16 protein-coding genes are annotated in these 19719 nt (G+C 35.3%); 14 read left to right on the top strand and 2 right to left on the bottom strand.

Annotated features, from left to right (window positions below; all coding sequences use genetic code 11):
* Positions 1-11 precede the first annotated feature (11 nt).
* The 11 genes from asnB (at position 12) to purD (ending at position 15367) form a co-directional block, all read left to right on the top strand.
* Positions 12-1865: an asparagine synthase (glutamine-hydrolyzing) gene (asnB, locus tag U735_RS0123400; protein ID WP_069858091.1), complete on the top strand. Its 1854-nt coding sequence runs from the start codon at positions 12-14 to the stop codon at positions 1863-1865.
* Positions 1866-2157: 292 nt separating this feature from the next.
* Positions 2158-3084 (top strand): hypothetical protein, encoded by a 927-nt coding sequence (locus tag U735_RS0123390; protein WP_031446135.1) that lies wholly within the window; start codon positions 2158-2160, stop codon positions 3082-3084.
* 40 nt (positions 3085-3124) lie between these two features.
* Positions 3125-4243, top strand: a complete 1119-nt coding sequence (locus U735_RS0123385) for a glycosyltransferase family protein (RefSeq protein ID WP_031446134.1) — start codon at positions 3125-3127, stop codon at positions 4241-4243.
* On the top strand, positions 4244-5467 hold the full coding sequence (locus tag U735_RS0123380) for an O-antigen ligase family protein (RefSeq protein ID WP_031446133.1): 1224 nt from the start codon (positions 4244-4246) through the stop codon (positions 5465-5467).
* On the top strand, positions 5468-6823 hold the full coding sequence (locus U735_RS0123375; protein WP_031446132.1) for an O-antigen polymerase: 1356 nt from the start codon (positions 5468-5470) through the stop codon (positions 6821-6823). It begins immediately after the preceding gene.
* 151 nt (positions 6824-6974) lie between these two features.
* Entirely contained in the window at positions 6975-9095 is a 2121-nt protein-coding gene (locus tag U735_RS0123370) for a bi-domain-containing oxidoreductase (protein WP_031446131.1), read from the top strand.
* Positions 9077-10660: an alginate lyase family protein gene (locus U735_RS0123365; protein ID WP_031446130.1), complete on the top strand. Its 1584-nt coding sequence runs from the start codon at positions 9077-9079 to the stop codon at positions 10658-10660. Before U735_RS0123370 ends, U735_RS0123365 begins: the two co-directional genes overlap by 19 nt.
* 4 nt (positions 10661-10664) lie before the next feature.
* The gene (locus tag U735_RS0123360) at positions 10665-11861 is read left to right on the top strand and encodes a glycosyltransferase family 4 protein (protein WP_031446129.1); all 1197 of its coding nucleotides are present in this window, start codon (positions 10665-10667) and stop codon (positions 11859-11861) included.
* A 40-nt stretch (positions 11862-11901) separates the two neighbouring features.
* Positions 11902-13074, top strand: a complete 1173-nt coding sequence (locus tag U735_RS0123355; RefSeq protein WP_034248711.1) for a glycosyltransferase family 4 protein — start codon at positions 11902-11904, stop codon at positions 13072-13074.
* On the top strand, positions 13071-14048 hold the full coding sequence (locus U735_RS0123350) for a UDP-glucuronic acid decarboxylase family protein (RefSeq protein ID WP_031446127.1): 978 nt from the start codon (positions 13071-13073) through the stop codon (positions 14046-14048). Before U735_RS0123355 ends, U735_RS0123350 begins: the two co-directional genes overlap by 4 nt.
* 47 nt (positions 14049-14095) lie before the next feature.
* The gene (purD, locus tag U735_RS0123345; RefSeq protein ID WP_031446126.1) at positions 14096-15367 is read left to right on the top strand and encodes a phosphoribosylamine--glycine ligase; all 1272 of its coding nucleotides are present in this window, start codon (positions 14096-14098) and stop codon (positions 15365-15367) included.
* 241 nt (positions 15368-15608) lie between these two features.
* Here purD and U735_RS0123340 read toward each other — a convergent pair whose 3' ends face one another.
* Positions 15609-15830 (bottom strand): DUF6341 family protein, encoded by a 222-nt coding sequence (locus U735_RS0123340; protein ID WP_031446125.1) that lies wholly within the window; start codon positions 15828-15830, stop codon positions 15609-15611.
* A 39-nt stretch (positions 15831-15869) separates the two neighbouring features.
* Here U735_RS0123340 and U735_RS0123335 point away from each other — a divergent pair, with 39 nt between their 5' ends.
* The 3 genes from U735_RS0123335 to U735_RS0123325 all read left to right on the top strand — a co-directional run bounded on the left by U735_RS0123335 (position 15870) and on the right by U735_RS0123325 (position 18735).
* Positions 15870-16808 carry an LTA synthase family protein gene (locus U735_RS0123335; RefSeq protein ID WP_031446124.1) on the top strand — a complete coding sequence of 313 codons (939 nt, stop codon included), beginning with the start codon at positions 15870-15872 and terminating at the stop codon, positions 16806-16808.
* 163 nt (positions 16809-16971) lie between these two features.
* The gene (locus U735_RS0123330) at positions 16972-17574 is read left to right on the top strand and encodes a DUF4254 domain-containing protein (RefSeq protein ID WP_031446123.1); all 603 of its coding nucleotides are present in this window, start codon (positions 16972-16974) and stop codon (positions 17572-17574) included.
* A gap of 150 nt (positions 17575-17724) precedes the next feature.
* On the top strand, positions 17725-18735 hold the full coding sequence (locus U735_RS0123325) for a glycosyltransferase family 9 protein (protein WP_051892362.1): 1011 nt from the start codon (positions 17725-17727) through the stop codon (positions 18733-18735).
* Between the two features lie 223 nt (positions 18736-18958).
* On the opposite strand, the gene U735_RS0123320 is transcribed toward U735_RS0123325, so the two are convergent.
* Positions 18959-19573 carry a TetR/AcrR family transcriptional regulator gene (locus U735_RS0123320; RefSeq protein WP_031446121.1) on the bottom strand — a complete coding sequence of 205 codons (615 nt, stop codon included), beginning with the start codon at positions 19571-19573 and terminating at the stop codon, positions 18959-18961.
* Positions 19574-19719 lie beyond the last annotated feature (146 nt).

The following is a 19719-nucleotide window of genomic DNA, read 5'->3' as shown; positions in this document are numbered from 1 at the left end:
GAAAATAATCTATGTGCGGAATATCAGGAATAATTGCTTACAATACTATTACCCCATCTGACGAAGCATCCCTTATAGCAATGCGAAATGCTATCGTACATCGGGGGCCAGACCATCAAGGAATTTGGAAAAACCATTCTGTAGTTTTTGGACATAATCGATTGTCGATTATCGATTTATCAGATGAAGCGAATCAACCCATGGTTTCTGTATATAAAGATGTCATTATTTCTTTTAATGGGGAAATCTACAATCATGCAGAAATAAAAGAAAAGCTTGTGGGTTCGCAAAAATTTCGAACCGATCATTCAGATACAGAGGTCATTATCAATGCCTATAAAGAATGGGGTCTAGAAAAAGCTTTGCGGAAGTTCAAGGGCATGTTTGCCTTTGCTTTGTATGATATAAAAAAGCAAACCACGTTTTTGGTTCGCGATCGAATGGGCAAAAAACCGCTTTATTTTTCCCGAGTAAATGATAAGCTATACTTCTCTTCGGAAATAAAAGCACTTTTAGAATCCGATGAAATTGATAGAACCATTAATGAAGAAGCGATTTACCATTATCTATCTTTTTTGACCGTGAATGCACCAGATACATTCTATTCAAACATCTCCAAATTGGAGGTAGGCACTTATATCAAATATTCAAAAAAAGAATTCACAAAAAACACCTATTGGAATATTTCTGATGCCATAAATACCAAATGTGATGATAGCTATGATACTGCAGTAGATACCATTAAGGAAAAGCTAATGCGCTCCATGAAATACAGAAATGTATCTGATGTGCCCATTGCGGTAGCGTTAAGTGGAGGTGTTGATAGCTCCTTGAATCTTTTGTACAGCTCAAAAGACAACCCAAATATCAATGCGATTAATTTAAAATACGAGACATCACATGAGTTCAATGAATCTGAAAACGCCAGAAGATTTTCCAAAGAGCTCGGTGTTGATTATACCCAATTAGAAATCAATCAAGAAAAATTCGAGTCCGAACTATTAACGCTTTGCGATGTTTTACAGGATATGCCTTTTGGTGATCCTAACTCCGTTTTACTCTATTATATTTCTAAAGAAGCACAAGGTACGAAATCAAAAATCCTGTTGGTCGGTGAAGGAGGTGACGAACTAGGCGGCTATCCAGTATATATAAGTATGTTAAAAGAGTACCAGTTTATACAAAAAGTGCCCAATTTTCTAAGGGGTTTGTTAAAATACATTCCCTTAAAAAAACGGTTCGACTTCTTTTACAAGGGAGATGTAGTTTCCCGAAGACAGGTTCATGGTTTTACAGAATTTGAAAAGAAAAAGTTCTGGAAGGGCAAACCTTATAATTCTTATGCCGTTTTACATAATCTAATGCAAGAAGTTAAAGGAGGAGACTTTTTAAGAAAAGTATTGAACGTGGAATATAAACTGAGATTACCCGAGCTCATCTTGGCAAGAGTAGATTACCCAACTATGGCTGCAAGTGTAGAAGCCCGGTCACCATACATGGACTTTGAACTAATTCAATATTGTGCCAGTTTGCCTTTCGAATTAAAAATGAAAAACGGAGCGAAGTCAATGATAAAAGATGTTGCCAGGGAATACCTACCGGATTATATCACCAATGGTAAAAAAGTCGGTTTTGGTATGTTATTACATCCTTTTTTGACCGAATCCTTACCAAAAATGTTCAAAAAAGAAGTAGTCGATAATAATGATGCTCCGGTAAAAAAGTATATTCAAGAATCTTTCTTAAAAAAATTAGGTAATAAAAAACCAAATCCCCAATTAGGTTATCGCTTATGGATTATTTATTCATTAAATAGGTGGCTAATTTTGAACTTGCAGCGCAGTAATAAGAATTTAAAAGGATGACTTTTGAACCTAAAAACATGTTAAATTTATTTCAAAAAATTGATTACTAAAATCGTATAAATCCTTCCTAAAAAGGCATGAAAGCTCTATATATTTTATTTGTATTTATTTTGATATCCTGTAAGGAATCAAAAAACAGGGGTTATATTTTCAAGGATGTAGCAATGCCGGAATTTATAAATGAGGAATGGAATGATTCTGCTTTAAAACATTACATACTGACTATACCTCAGACAAACATCAAGTTCAGCCCCACTTTTTTGAAGAGGCAACTGTTGAAAATACTGATCTATTGAGAGAAATAGTTCACCATACCAACTATAAAAACAAAGGAGAAGGCAGAAGACCAAAAAAAGAGCGTTACAACGAGCTAGGTTATATGTTTAAAACCCAGGGTGTAGGCGAAAATTGTGGTTTTATGAGCACTACTTTGTTTGATGTTTACCGAGCTATGGGCTTTAAGGCTAAGCGGTATGATGTAATTGACGGTAGCTGGAAAGGTTTTTTGAAATATAGGGATAGCCATGTCTTTGTAGAAGTTTATATTCCAAGTTTGAAAAAATATATAGTGCAAGACCCAACAATTAATAATTCAGTTTTTTCGTGCAAAAATCAAGAACGATTGTCATTTGAAGAAATTAGAAAGAACTTGTATATGGGTAATTTGCAACCTTGTTTTTTAGAAAATAAGGTAAGTGTATATATGACACCAAATAGGAAATTATCGTTACGGCAAAAAATAGGGGTCTTAGAAGATTATTACACAGGTTCAATACTTTCACTCAGAAAATTTGATGGAGTTGAAGAAGTAATAATAAAATTACATAATTTGGGTATTATAGCAAATGAAGAAAAGCGAGTATCAGACTTAAAGGTTTTAAAAGCACTCTGCACCACCTGTAAATTTGATGTGGATATTTTGAAAGATAATAGTGAAATTCAAAATTTCATGAAATGTTTAAACTCCAAAGTCTTGGCACAGGGGATACTCATAACTTCATTTAATAGAAGTGAACAAGGCTTTTTAATACAATACACCAACGACAGAGAGCTAAATGTACTCTATGACCCCTCTCATGATCTATATGTGGGCAAATCATATTTTACCTATGCCTATTGGGATTTGAACAATAGGGGTTATTTCTTGGAAAGGGACGCCAAGTATATGGTTCCCCTTAAATTCTATTCATACAGAACGAACGAAGTATTTGAATTTTAAAAAGTATCTTAGAATATTTAAACCATAATAATAGCCCTAAGTGAACATTCTATTTTTCATATCTCACCAACCCAACCCAAGATTTGTTAAGCAAATCAATTTTTTAGCCAAAAACAATACCGTTTCGCTAGCGTATTTTCAGCGCAAAACTTTAGCTGATTTAGATAGCTCTATTGACGCAAGTGTGGTTCGTCAAAATTTTGGGCAGATTCCCAATGCTTCTAGACCGGTGAAGAGAATTTGGACGTATTTAAAAACCATTAAAAGCATAAAAAAGCTTATCAATGCAAATGAGTTTGATGTCGTTTTGGTGAATAATCTTGATGTGCTTTTATTGTACTTATTCTCCCGTTTTAAGTTATTTGGAAAAAGGGATTCGACGAAAGTGGCAATTGAGATTTCCGATCTTCGAAAATATGTTTTTAGTGATGGTTTTATGGCGAAAAGATTGCGTGGTTTAGAAAAGCGCCTCTATCGAAAGCATATTGATAAGTTGATCGTAACTTCTGAGAAGTACTATACCTATCATTTCGAAAAGTTCTTTTCTAAAGACGTTTTCATTTTGGAGAATAAATTGCTTTCCCAAGAAATAAAAATAACTGAGTCGACAGATAACCAAAAATCAGATAAAATAGTAATCGGTATTGTTGGCTTATTGTTACGGAAAGATGAGTACATAAAACTTTTTGAAACTTACCGAGAGCATGCTCAAGTAGAAATTCACGTATATGGAAAAGGTCAATATCAAGGTGTGGTTGAAGAGTATGCTGCGAAATACAGCAACATAAAATACTTCGGCCCCTACAACGCATTTACTGACACAAAACGGATTTACGAATCAATTGACATTATTTACTTGATTTATGATATTCATCAGGTATCATTAAATAATCGCTTAGCGTTACCGAATAAGCTTTATGAATGTATGTATTATTGTGTTCCATTGCTGTGTAGTAAGGATACTTATTTAGAGGAAAAGGTAAAAGAATATGGTGTAGGAGTGTCTATTGATTACAAAGTTGAAGGTGAAATTGAAGCTGGGGTTGAATTTCTTATGATCAATGCAGATAAAATGAAATTACATTTCAAAACCTTATCTAAAAATCTATATTTAGGCGATACCGATTACGTAGAACTAGAATCTTTTTTAATTCAATAAATGAAAACCGCAGAGCCGACTTATTCCCTATTAAAGAACTTAGATGTAGTTTTTTTACTGCTTTCAGGTGTTGTTGTCACGTTTGCTATTGAGAAACTCAACGCGCCATTAATTGCAATTCTATTTGCCGCGCAGTTATTTGTATTGATTAAAAACAAAAAGGCTAATTTAAAAATCACTTGGTATTTTTGGTGCTTGATGGCTCTGTTTTCTTTAAATTTATTAGGCCTTTTGTATACCGAAAATCTCCCTAAGGGGTTTGAAATGATTGGTCGACAGATTAGTTTTCTATTATTCCCTTTGTTTTATGGCGTGTACCAGATTAAAAACATAGCCCTACTTTTCAGAGTCTATTGTGTTTCTATCTTTGTGCTAATTTTTCTTTTTGAACTTGATACAGTATATCGATTTCTTTATAAAAGCGATACATTTCCTTTATCATTAGACCTCTTCCTATCGTATCGATATACAGGGGCCGAACTCACCAAGTTGTTAGGCGTACACAATGCGTATTTTGGTATGTATATTCTATTTTCAAACACACTGATTTTAAATCAACTTCGACAGGTTAAAAGCACTCGAATCTTTGCGTTACTATTCCTACTGATTTGTGTACAATCCCTTTTCTTACTTCAAATGGTTGCCAAAACGGCTATTATTTCAAATTCCATTCTAGTAGTGGGATCAATCATCTATATTCTAATCAAACAGAAAAAGTTGAAATTGTTATTTTTTGTCGCCACATTAATTGCCCTATTTGCTTATTTTTCATCTTCTTATCTAAAATTGCCCTTAGAACGAATAACCGAAAGATTTGAAGAACTGAATCAAGGGAAAAAAGCAGAACGTGAGACTAGAATAAAACTATGGAATGCAGCACTACCCATTATAGAAAATAATCCAATAATTGGTGTAGGAACTGGCGATGTTCAAGACCATCTGCATGCAGTTTATAAAAAGAACAATATTACATCAAAAAGTAATATACATAATCAGTATTTAGACTATTTGATGAGATATGGTATCATCGGGCTGTTTATATTCTTGTACGTGCTCGGTTACGCTTTAATACATGCATATAAAACTAGCAATTTTATCTACTTTTGTTTTACACTAATTGTTATGGGTTGTTGTTTTACGGAGAATATTTTAAGTCGTCAATGGGGAATAACCTTTTACACCTGTTTCAATTACCTTTTGTACTTGAATGCCAAAAAAGATTAAATGGTGATCACCTATTTTTTATTAGTCATACTGCTGTTACATATAATTATATTCAGACAACTGATATTTAATTGGAATGTCTTTGGTGTTTTTTTCATAGCTACACTTTTGTTTTCAATAGCGGGCATTATGGCGTTTCCTTTTTTCAAACCCTACTTCTTGCTCACCTTTAATTCTTTTAAGCTAGAACTAATTTCAGATGCAGACATAATTAAAACTCAAATCATAGGCACAGTTGGCTTTTTATCTGTTTTGTACGCTTATGTTTTTGGTATTTCCATAATGTACAAACGCGTAAAATGTATTAATCATTTTAATTTAAGCGTAAATATAAAAGACAATTTAAGCAGAGTTAATTTCTATGTACTTACGTTTGGGGTACTATTATTTATATTTATTTATTTATTCATAAAACGGGACATTTTGATAATTGGCATATTAGATGGTTTGTTAGGAAGACAGCCTGAGGCCATATTACAATCCCGAGCAGCAATTACATCGAGTTATATATATACTATTCTCATTTATAATGTGTTGCCATTTATTACGATAGTGGCATTTTATATGTCATTGAAAAGAAAGCGTCTTATGAACAAGATTTTATTTTTGATGTTGTTCTTTATATCCTTTTTTCTGATTTTGGCTCTTTTTCAAAAGAGGCCTTTGATGATCTTCATGCTCTCAGTCCTCATATCAGGGTACGTTTTTAAAGAAAATCTATTCCCTAAAAAATTAAAGAAAATCAAAACGAAAAAAAGCAGAAAGCGTAAATATATTATGTATTTAAGTTTTCTATTTGTGCTTTTGTTAGTTCTTTATTATTCCGCAACAACTTATCAATTTCAAAATGTTTTTGAAGCGGGTGCCAAACTTTCCGAAATTGTTTTGACAAGAGTTTTTGGAAGGTTATCAGTTCCTGCATTCTGTTATGTTCACTATTTCCCTGAGGTTAACGACTATTATTACTTTACTAATATAGGGTTATTTAGTAAGATTTTTGGTTTTGAACATTTCCCTGATACGCAAGTTATATTTGATTATTTTTCCACCGTAAAAGTGGAAGGCTCCATGGCCATCAATAGTGTGATGGACTTTTATGGTGCCTTTGGCTATTTCGGAATGATATTAGGAAATCTCTTTTTAGGACTTACAATTTCAACTTTAGATACCTTCCTTGATAAATTAGAAAAGAATAGCATCAACTTAATCTTTATTGTTTTTTGCTTTGTTTTCGCATATTACCTATCTCAGGCAAGTCTACCCAGGGCTTTATTAGGCTATGGTTTTGTATTTTTTGTTTTAACATGGATCTTTTTAATAAAGGGTTTTAAGATTGTCTTAAGAAAATTGACTTAGAGTTAATAATTCAGAAAAAGCACTAAAATATAATTGGAATAGGTATATTGAAATAATATAAATAATAAATTAAACATCAATTTTTGATAAGTTTGCCGAATATAAAATTCATTATCCTCAACTTGTTAAAATCATCACTTCAAAATTATATATGAAACAAATCATACAAGACCTTAAGAAAGGGGAAACTATATTGGAAGAAGTACCGGTCCCTATGGTCAAAACCGGACATGTTCTAATTAAGACAACTAGGTCATTGGTTTCATTAGGAACGGAAAGAATGTTGGTAGAATTTGGAAAAGCCAATTTTATCCAAAAAGCTCGACAACAACCGGACAAAGTAAAAATGGTTTTGGATAAAGTAAAAACAGACGGACTAAAACCTACAATGGACGCTGTTCTCAACAAGCTTAATCAGCCTATACCTTTAGGTTATTGTAATGTTGGAGTGGTAGTAGCAATAGGCAATGGTGTAACAGAGTTCAAGATAGGAGATCGAGTTGCATCAAACGGAAATCATGTGGAATATGTAAATGTTCCTAAAAATTTAGTTGCCAAGATCCCGGATAACGTATCAGATGAAGAAGCTGTATTTACAGTGATAGGTTCTATTGGATTACAAGGAATACGATTATTAATTCCAACATTTGGTGAAACCATTGTAGTAGTAGGTTTGGGATTAATAGGTTTGGTAACGGCAGAATTGCTTTTGGCCAATGGATGTAATGTAATCGGATTTGATTTTGATCCTGAAAAAGTAAAAATAGCTAAAGAGAAAGGAATTATAGCCATTAATCCTGGTGATGGTACCGATCAGATAAAGTTTGTTGGATCTTATACCAATGGAATAGGAGCAGATGGGGTTATTATTACAGCATCAAATAAAAGTAATGAGATTATTTCACAATCTGCCAATATGTGCAGAAAACGCGGAAGAATAGTTCTCGTTGGTGTTATTGGGTTAGATATAAGTAGAGCCGACTTTTATGAAAAAGAAATTTCCTTTCAAGTCTCATGCTCCTATGGTCCAGGACGATATGATGAAGAATATGAACAAAAAGGACATGACTATCCTATTGGCTATGTAAGATGGACAGAAAAAAGAAATTTTGAAGCCATACTAAATGCAATTTCGAAAGGAGTTCTTAATGTAAAACCTCTTATAACCGAAAGGGTTTCCCTAAAAGACTTTCAAAAAGTCTACGGAGGAATGGCAAATTCCAAGTCGATCGCTTCAGTTTTGGAATATGATTCCACCGAAACTCCAACCTCTACAATAAATATAGTCAACAAAAATTTTCAGGGTAAAAAAGGGATTATAGGGATTATAGGGGCAGGAAATTTTACTAGCTCAACCATACTCCCTAATCTTAAAAAAATAAAAGCCGATGTAAAATATATAGCAAGTTCTGGAGGATTATCCTCCACAATTATGGCAAAACGCCACGGTATTGCCAATTCAACATCAAACTATAAAGAGATTTTAGAGGACAATGAGGTGGACTTGGTGCTTATTACAACACAGCATAATTTACATGCCCCAATGGTCCTGGAAACTATTAATGCGGGTAAAAGTGTTTTTGTAGAAAAACCATTGGCCCTCACCAACCATGAATTAGATAAAATTGTTACAGCCTATAATTCTCAAAATGTATCGGTTTCCGTTGGTTTTAATAGGCGTTTTGCTCCATTGGCCAGGAAGATGAAAAAGCTCTTGGGAAATAATGGAACACCTATAAATATAATAGCCACAATGAACGCTGGTTTTATACCCCTGGATGTTTGGGTCCATGATATGCAAATTGGAGGCGGAAGGATAATAGGCGAAGCATGCCATTACATAGATTTGTGCTCCTACCTTGCAGGGAGTAAGGTTACATCAGTTTGCATGAGCGCAATGGGCACCCACCCTGAGGAAAACACGGATAACGCTAGCATTTTATTAAAGTACGAGAACGGAACCAATGCGGTTATAAATTACTTTGCCAATGGAAGTAAGGGATATTCAAAAGAAAGAGTTGAAGTATACTCTGAGGAACGTACTATAATCATGGATAATTGGAGAAAGTTAAAGGCATATGGCTTTAAAGGAATGGGCACCAATTCTTCCAAGCAGGATAAAGGCCATTTTAATCAATTTAAAGAACTGTTGCAACAGCAGCAAAAGGGCGGAAATCCAGTTATTCCTTTTGATGAGATTGTTAATACTACAAAAACCTCATTTGCAGCTATAGAATCTCTTAAACAAGGCAAATGGATCCAAATAGGTTAAACCTGCTTATACAAACTCTAAAACATCTTAGACTAAAGCAAATATATTATCAACTATATTATTTAATTCGTAATAAATTATATAAAGGAAATTATGTAAAAGAATTAAAAACCCAAATACTTCCTCTAAATTGGTATGACCAGTTCTTTTATGCTAATAGTTATACAAAGGAAAATACGTTTACTTTTCTTAATCTAACATACCACTTTGAAGATTGTATTAATTGGAATCATAAAGGCTATGGAAAACTTTGGACCTACAATTTAAACTATTTTGATTTTTTAAATCAAAAATTAATTAACCCGGATACAGGTCTAAAGTTAATTCACAACTATGTAAAAAATGAAGAGTCCCTAAAAGATGGAAAGGAACCCTATCCAATATCATTGAGGGGCATCAACTGGATTAAATTTTTATCCAATAATGCGATATATGATCACGGTGTGAACCAAGTTCTTAAAAATCATTATCAAAGATTAATCCATAATTTGGAGTTTCATTTATTGGGCAACCATTTGTTGGAAAATGGTTATTCCTTATTGTTTGGAGCATACTATTTTAGGGATGAATCTTTTTATAGGGAGGCAAAAAAAATATTAACAAAAGAACTAAAGGAGCAAATATTAAAGGATGGCGGACATTTTGAACTTTCCCCCATGTATCATCAAATTTTACTCCATCGTTTATTGGATATTATTAATCTAATTCGATTAAATAATTGGAAAAGTGATACTTTATTACCCTTTCTGGAAAAAAAAGCAAATAAAATGCTTTCTTGGTTAGAAGCTATTACCTTAAAAAACGGTACAGTACCAATGGTAAATGATTCCACTTATGGAATAGCCCCTACATCCAATGAATTATTTAGTTATGCCAAACAACTTGGAATCAAATGGAAACCTATCCCATTATCAGATTCAGGATATAGAATGTTTCGGAAAAAGAACTACGAATTGCTTGTAGATGTTGGAAATATTGGACCAAGTTACCAGCCGGGACATGCACATTCAGATACTTTTAATTTTGAATTGTATTATAAAAATCAACCTGTAATAGTAGATACTGGTATCTCCACCTACGAAAAAAATACTAGGAGAATAAAGGAAAGAAGTACGGCTAGTCACAACACCGTCGAAATAAATAACCAAGAACAAACAGAAGTTTGGGATGGATTTAGAGTAGCTCGTCGTGCGAAAATTGTAAGATTAAATGAAAACACCAATACGGTTTCCGCAACACATAACGGCTACAAAAAACTAGGCATATTACATACTCGAAATTTTATCTGTGATTCTAACAAGATAATAATTCAGGATACTTTTTCAAAAGGGAATGGCTATAAAAAGTCCGCTTTTATTCATTTACACCCCGATGTAAACCGTATTCAAATTACCGACAATATAATACACATTATAGATGGTAATATTGAAGTCGTTTTGGAAGGAGACGTTGACATTAAAATAAATTTCTACCGATATTCCTTGGGATTTAATAAACTAGTAGAATCGAAAAAAATCGTGATAAACTTTACTTCAGATTTAACCACTACAATAAATTTTAACTAGAGGTATGAAATTACTTTTTCTAACTGACAATTTTCCTCCTGAATTCAATGCTCCCGCTACTAGAACCCATGAACATTGTAAAGAATGGGTGAAAAACGGGGTCGACGTAACTGTTATAACATGTGTCCCGAATTTCCCAGAAGGGAAAGTATATAAGGGCTATAAAAACAAATTTTATCAAAAGGAAATTATTGATGGCATTAAAGTGATTCGGGTATGGACCTATATAACGGCAAATGAAGGATTTTTCAAAAGAACTATAGATTACATCAGTTTTATGATCTCTTCATTCTTGATCGGGTTATTTATAAAATGCGATGTAATTATAGCAACCTCGCCACAATTTTTCACTGCCATTTCTGGCCGTTGGCTTTCATTTTGGAAACGAGCGAAATGGGTGATGGAAATACGAGATATTTGGCCAGAGTCGATAAAAGCAGTTGGCGCAATGAAAAATAATCCTGTGATTTCATTTTTTGAATATTTGGAGCATAAAATGTATCTTAATGCATGGAAGATAATTACAGTAACAGATTCTTTTAAAAAACAATTAATTGATAAACATAAAATTAAAGAAGATAAAATTGAAGTTGTAAAAAATGGTGCAAATATGGAATTATATGGTCCAAAGCCTAAAAATCAGAGGCTTTTGGAAGAACATGGTCTCAAAGGTAAGTTTATAATTGGTTATATAGGTACACATGGTATGGCCCATAAACTAGATTTTATTTTGGACTGTGCAAAGGATATTAAGGATAGTAAAATACATTTTCTTTTTTTAGGCACTGGAGCTGAAAAAGAAAATCTATTAGCCCAAAAAAGAAAATTTGGCATCCACAATGTTACTATGTTAGACCCGGTCGAAAAAAAATTAGTAAGCGAATATATATCCATTTTAGATGTTGGCTTAGTTAACCTAAGGAAGTCGGACACCTTTAAATCTGTAATCCCATCAAAAATTTTTGAATTAACAGCCATGCACAAACCCATTTTACTAGGTGTAGAAGGAGAGGCAAAGAACCTAATTCAACAATACAATGTTGGATTAGCTTTCATTCCGGAAAATAAAGTCGATTTTCTTGAAAAAATGCAGCTATTAAAAAATCAAATCACAATTGATCCAAATATATTTAAATTAATGCTGATTGATTTTGACAGAACTCACTTAGCATTGAAGATGTTAAGGTTTATTGACAAATAATATAAAATGATTAAAGTTCTTTACTTTTGATTAAAAAAACGTGAATTTTCTAGAAACCGCCATATCTGTATTCATCGGAGCCTTCTTGCTTACATATTTGACCATCCCTAAAATAATTAAGGTTGTTGAATATAAAAGATTAATGGACGATCCCAACCACAGAAGTTCACATCAGAATAAAACTCCAACCTTAGGGGGTGTAGCCTTTTATTACACCTTTGTGATTGCCTTATTCTTTATCCGTGGGTGGAATACCTTTGAAGAAGGTATGTACATTATTCCGGGTTTGACAATACTTTTTATAATAGGTCTAAAGGATGATTTGGTAGTAATATCCGCTGGGTCCAAACTAATTGCCCAAACATTAGCTATTTCTTTTGTTTTAGTGAATGAGGGGTTTACCATTTACTCCCTGAATGGCTTCCTCAATATCAACGAAATTCCTTATTATTTATATATTGTTATTGGCGGTTTCATGATGTTGACAATAATAAATAGTTATAATCTAATAGATGGCATAGACGGACTAGCCTCCGTAGTGGGAGTCGTAATTATGCTTATATATACAACAATATTTTATTTGACAGAGGAATATTATTATGCGCTAATATCTATCACAATGAATGCTAGTCTTATAGCATTTTTGGGATTTAATATCTCTTCCGACAGAAAAATATTCATGGGTGACACTGGCTCTTTAATTGTAGGTTTTATTATTAGTATTTTAACACTCAAATTTCTTGCTTTAAAGCCGAATACGTACGTAGACCTACCCTTTTTATTGGAAAATGCTCCTTTAATAGCTATAAGTATCTTAATTGTTCCCCTTTTCGATACCGCCAGGGTATTTGCAATTCGCCTAGTGAATAAAAAAGGTCCATTTTCACCAGATCGCAATCATACCCATCACGTCTTAATAGACTATTGGGGACTATCCCATAAACAAGCCAGTTTTCTTGTAGGTTGTTTTAATTTGATTTTTGTAATGCTTTTCATTGTATTAGGTAGTACAGCCAAAAATTTAGGAATGGTGATTTTTCTAGTGTCCGTTGTAATTTTGCTAGCCTACATTTTTTTCAGATTTAACTACAGCTTTTCCACATTAAAACAAAAAATAAAAATTAAACGAAAGGTGGAAAAAATAAAAGAAAAAGTGGACAACCCAATTAAAAAGAAAAGTCCTCAAAGAAACCACAAGAATAACGACAAATGAAAAAAGTACTTATCACCGGGGCTGCCGGATTTTTGGGATCGCATTTATGCGATCGCTTTATAAAAGAAGGTTATTACGTTATTGCCATGGATAACCTGATTACCGGTGACCTTAAGAATATTGAACATCTTTTCCCCTTGGAACAATTTGAGTTTCAACACCACGATGTCTCCAAATTTGTACATATTCCAGGGAAACTCGACTATATCCTGCATTTTGCCTCTCCCGCAAGTCCCATAGATTACTTAAAGATCCCCATTGAAACCCTAAAGGTTGGTTCCTTGGGTACCTTAAACTTGTTGGGCCTTGCCAAAGAAAAAAAAGCTAGGATATTGGTTGCCTCTACTTCGGAGGTGTACGGTGATCCCCTAGTGCATCCGCAAAGTGAGGACTATTACGGCAACGTTAGCCCAATTGGACCACGTGGGGTTTATGATGAGGCCAAAAGATTTATGGAATCCATTACCATGGCCTATCATCGTTTTCACGGCGTTGATACACGTATCGTTCGTATTTTCAACACCTATGGGTCCAGGATGAGATTGAACGACGGAAGGGTGGTACCTGCCTTTATGGGACAGGCCCTAAGAGGCGAGGATCTTACCGTTTTTGGGGATGGTTCCCAAACAAGATCCTTTTGCTATATAGACGATCAGGTGGAGGGTATCTACCGCTTATTGATGAGCAACTATACCGATCCCATAAATATTGGCAATCCACATGAAACAACGATCAAGCAATTTGCAGAGGAAATTATTAAACTTACTGGAACGGACCAGAAAATAATATACAAGCCCTTGCCACAAGATGATCCCATGCAGCGTGAGCCAGACATTACGAGGGCTAAGGAAATATTGGGATGGGAGCCTAAAGTGAACAGGGCCGAGGGCCTTAAGAAAGTCTACGAATATTTCAAATCCCTTTCCCCAGAAGAACTACAAAAAAAAGAACACCGGGAATTCTTGACCAAATAGCTGGATATTTCCCCTTCAAACCGTATTTTTGGGGAAATTTTTTAAGAATGAATATCCTGATCCTTGGTGCCGGAGGGCGCGAACATACCTTAGCTTGGAAGCTAAAACAAAGTCCAAAACTTAAAAATCTTTATGTGGCTCCCGGCAATGCGGGTACCGCTGCAATAGCCAAAAATGTACCCATTGGTGTAAACGATTTTGAGGCCATTAAAAAATGTGTGCTTTCGGAAAATATCGAAATGGTCATTGTAGGCCCTGAGGATCCCTTGGTTAATGGGGTGCACGATTTTTTCCTCAATGATGCCGACTTAAAAAATATCCCTGTCATTGGCCCACAAAAAGCAGCGGCTACCCTGGAAGGCAGCAAGCAGTTTGCCAAGGAGTTTATGATGCGCCATAACATCCCTACCGCTGCCTATGAAAGTTTCACCGCCCAAACTTTAGAAAAAGGCTATGCTTTTTTGGAAACCCTTAAACCACCCTACGTATTAAAAGCGGACGGACTGGCTGCAGGGAAAGGGGTTTTGATACTAAATAACCTACAGGAAGCCAAGGACGAACTGAAGACCATGCTGATCGACTCCAAATTTGGGGCTGCAAGCACTACTGTAGTAATTGAGGAGTTTTTGGATGGGATTGAACTTAGTTGTTTTGTGCTTACCGATGGAAAAGGTTTTAAGGTCCTACCCACCGCAAAAGATTATAAAAGAATTGGTGAAGGTGATACCGGATTGAATACAGGCGGTATGGGGGCCATTTCCCCAGTTCCTTTCGCAGATAAGCTTTTTATGGATATAGTACTTGAGCGAATCGTAAAGCCTACCGTAGAGGGCTTTAAATTGGATAATCTACCTTATAAGGGATTTGTGTTCATAGGTTTGATAAAAGTAGGGGACGAACCCAAAGTAATTGAATACAATGTGCGAATGGGTGATCCTGAAACCGAGGTGGTAATACCAAGAATTAAAAATGATCTGGTCGAGGTTTTTGAAGCCGTTGCAAACCAAAACTTGGATAGCATCGACCTGGAAATAGATGAACGTGCTGCCACCACAGTAATGGCAGTGTCCGGTGGTTATCCGGAAGCTTATGGGAAAGGAATGGAAATAACAGGTTTTGAGAATATAGAAGATGCCGTGGTATTCCATGCTGGAACGGAGTTAAAAGAAGGCCGGGTCTTGACCAATGGAGGTAGGGTTATGGCGGTTACCGCATATGGTGCCGATTACAAGGAAGCACTAAAGAAATCCTATAAAAACATGGAGAAACTACAATTTGATAAGATGTACTTTCGCAAAGACCTAGGATTCGATCTATAATAATCAACCAAATATAGAAATACTATATTTTAGTATAAGAAGAGGCTGTCTAAAAAGTCAAGACAGCCTCTTTTTTATTCGGGTAGGTATCGGAGAACTATTCTCAAATACGCAAATTATGGAGGGGTTGAAATACTTTTTAGACGCCCTCTTCTTATATACTTTTTGTTCTTAAATTTTATTCAGGTAAAACCACAGCTTCAAAAAGAAGCCATGTTTCTAACGAAAATACAACTAATATTTATAGGTAGGAGTGTGCGGTTGCGTCTTTATTCTCCTCACCACTATCATTGTATTTTTTCAACTCCAACATCCAATAAACAAAGGCAGCAGAGCCGATAAGCATAAAAATCCAATTTAATGTATTGGCTCCCCACCAATTCTCCATAGCACGCATAGCGTCAAATGGTGCAAAAAGCACATTTACAAATAAATCCTCTATACCGTAAAAAAATGAATCCATCTTAATTATATTTACCTTGCAAAAATATAAAAACCTAGGATGATTTCAAGCATTTTTGGAAGAACAAAACCAATAAATTATATAATACTGCTGGTATTCCTGTTTTTTTTCTATTGGTTTGTCCATTTTTTCATATTCCTAAAATCCTATTCACCAGAACAATTATTAGGACAAACAGCTATTCTGGGCTTCTTATCGTTCAGCATTTTTGTGGTCAATTTTATTGCCCTAAGAAATAAGATCACTGGTGGCAATTCCTTGGCAATCCTTTTTTACACGCTTTTAATAGTACTTTTTCCGGAAGTACTTTTAGACCCCAATGCCATTCTCTGTAGTTTTTTTTTATTACTCGCCATCCGTAGAATCTTAAGTTTCCGGAGCCTTAAAAACCTTAAATTAAAAATTTTCGATGCCTCTTTTTGGATATTGATAGCTAGTTTATTCTATGACTGGGCCATATTGTATCTCGTTGTCGTAATTGTTGCCATATACTTTTATGAACCTAAGAATATTACAAATTGGTTGGTCCCATTCACTGCAATTATTGCTATGGTACTAATTATGCTGGCAGTGCTGGCGCTGGGCAATAATATGGATTTTTTAAGGGATCATTATTATTTCGACTTTCAGTTCAATGCTGTTTATTTCTATGACTGGAGCAATAGCACCATATTATTTCTTTATGTTTCCATAGTTTTGCTTTGTGGTTTTTTGGCTTTTTTAAAACTGGGTAGTGTAGGAGTAGGCAAAATAGTGACCATGCGCCTTGTAGTCCTGTTCTTTTTTATAGGCTTGTTGGTGAAAGTTTTGAAATCCGCACCCGACACCCACCCTATTTTAATTACCTTTTTCCCCGCAGTAGTTTTTATAACCACTTATGTCCAATCCATTAAAAAGGATAGTGTCCGTGAAATTGTATTAATGGCATCCGTTATAGTTCCCTTTATCGTTTTTCTGACCAATGCGCTTATGAAGTAAAATAATCCCTAGCAGTGCTCTTTTACCAATCTATAATGAGAACTCCATAAAACATTCCCCTTTACACAAATAATTACACAAAAGGACTAGGCAGAAATAGCCTTTAAATAAATAAAATCCGTTTTTTAAATAAAAGGTATCTTTGCCGTAAAATATTGTCTTTATGTTCAGTGATTTTGCCTTTAAAATATTTGAAGAAAGCATCGAAAAATATCATCTAAAGGATGACGTATCCCAAGAGTTTAACAACCCCTATCCAAAGGACGATATATCCCATCTCCTATATCGCAAAAATTGGATAGATACGGTACAATGGCATTATGAAGATATTATACGTGACCCCAATATTGAACCGGTAGCCGCACTAAAATTAAAAAGACAGATTGATGCCAGTAATCAGGATAGGACAGACCTGGTGGAATTTATTGACAGTTACTTTCTGAATAAATACCAATTGGTAGAAAAAAGGAAGGATGCCACTATAAATACCGAAAGTCCGGCTTGGGCCATAGACCGACTTTCGATTTTGGCCCTGAAAATATACCATATGCAGGAAGAGGTAAATAGAACGGATGCCTCCCAAGAACATATCCAAAAATGCCAAAATAAACTTAATGTACTATTGGAACAAAAGAAGGACCTATGTTCTGCTATAGATCAATTATTAAAAGACATCGAATCTGGGAAAAAATACATGAAAGTGTACAAGCAGATGAAAATGTACAATGATAATGAACTAAATCCTGTTCTCCGCAAAGCTCCCTAAACCAAAAATTGCCATCCCCTATTTAAGGGATCATCGAACATATAAATGGAAATAGCGCCAAAAACTCCCGTTACCTCCAGAAATGGCAGTGCAAAACCTGCCTCTTTAACCGGGAATGGAATACATATTCTGGTAATTCGATTGTCGGCCATGGGTGATGTGGCCATGACCGTTCCTGTTATATCGGCCTTGGTGGAACAACATCCACACATTAAAGTTACCGTACTGACCAGAGCGTTTTTTAGCCCCTTTTTTTCTGAACTTAACAATGTAAGGGTTTATGAAGCGGATGTAAAGGGCCAACACAAAGGTGTTTTTGGACTTTGGAAGCTCTACAAGGAACTTAAAGGCCTGAACATAGATATGGTTGCCGATTTGCACAATGTGCTGCGCAGCAACATTCTTAAGCAATATTTTAGGCTGGGATCCATTCCGTTTATCCAAGTAGATAAGGGCAGGGCAGAGAAGAAGGCATTGACCTCCCTGATCAATAAGGTTTTTGAACCCTTGAAAACTACCCACCAGCGATATGCGGATGTTTTTGGGAAATTGGGAATACCTATAGATTTGGAAAATGCTGGTCCACTGCCTAAAAGGGCAATAACTCCTTCCACAATGGAATTAATTAAGGGCAAAGAGCAAAAATGGATAGGCATTGCTCCTTTTGCAGCCTTTGATGGTAAAATGTATCCTTTGGATTTGATGGAAAAGGTCGTTACTGCATTAAACGCAACCGATCATTACAGAATTCTGTTTTTTGGTGGTGGGGAAAAGGAAAAGGAACTATTGGATAAATGGGCCGATAAATTCCGCAATAGTACTAATCTGGTGGGTAAATTGACCTTCATGGAGGAATTGGCCTTAATCTCCCAGCTAAATCTGATGTTGGCCATGGATAGTGGCAATGCCCATTTGGCAGCATTATTTGGGATCCCTACCATAACTTTGTGGGGAGTTACCCATCCCTATGCAGGATTCTATCCGTTTAAACAAGATCCCCGAAATGCCTTATTGGCGGATAGGGAGCAATTTCCATTGATCCCAACTTCGGTCTATGGAAACAAATACCCACCTGGGTATGAAAATGCAATGCGCTCCATTGCTCCTGAGAATGTTCTTTCAAAAATTGAGGAAATCCTAAACAAGAAAATATTACCGTAGATAGTCGGGTGATTTTGCGAAGCGTGAAATGTAAGCAGCTGGGTTGACTAGCCTAGTCACATCGACAGAGTACAGCATGAGCTCCAAGAAGTCGCACAAGTAGCCTTATAATCCGAAGACCTTGGGCAACGTGGGAATTCTATCCTAGATGAATTGAGCCACATGTGTGATTTCTCCCTCTGGTCGAAATGACAACGATACCCACTTCAATCTAATTATTAAATTATGCCGGCTCTTTGTACTCTATTAATTTAAAGTATTGACGAAGTTGTTGAATATACTTATATCGCAACATCTTACTGTTACCTTCAACCATTAAAGTCCGAATCCCGATATAGGACGAAATGAGGTAGGTAGCCACAGCTTCACTATCTACATGCCTGTCTACATATCCATCCGTTTTTCCTTTTTGAAGGGCCGTTACCAAATTAACTTCCCATACCTTCAAAATATCCTGTAGGTAGTTCATTATGTCGGGGTTCTTCCCGTTAAATTCAGTAATGAAGTTGCTCAAAACGAATCCGTAATCCAGAAAGTTGTGCTCTGCAGTTTCCAAGGCATCATCAAAACAGGCAACAATCTTGTTCAAGGGATCTTCTTGGCCTTCAATAGGTTCAATTAAACTACTGTACACCCTTCTAAAAAGCAGGTTCTGGACAATACTTATAAAATACTCCTCCTTGGATTGAAAATGGTAATAAAAGGCCCCTTTGGATAGGGAGAGTTCCTTTAAAATGTCGTCTATACTTGTATTAAAATAGCCCTTTTGGTAAAAAACCTCCAAGCCAGTAGTTTGTATACGTTGCATGGTAGCCATGCGTTTCAATTGTTTATCCATAAGATTTGGTTTTCGGTAAACAGACCTTTAAGTCTGTTACCCTAACTCCAATTATGGCCTTTTATTTAAAAAAAAGTGCTAAAATTAAGTTTAAATCGATAAAAGGCACTAAAAAACTTTAGTTAAGCAATTTTTTTAACCTCAAC

Origin of the sequence: Arenibacter algicola, from assembly GCF_000733925.1 — a bacterium.
GTDB lineage: Bacteria > Bacteroidota > Bacteroidia > Flavobacteriales > Flavobacteriaceae > Arenibacter > Arenibacter algicola.
This window is presented reverse-complemented; position numbering and strand designations above follow the sequence as displayed.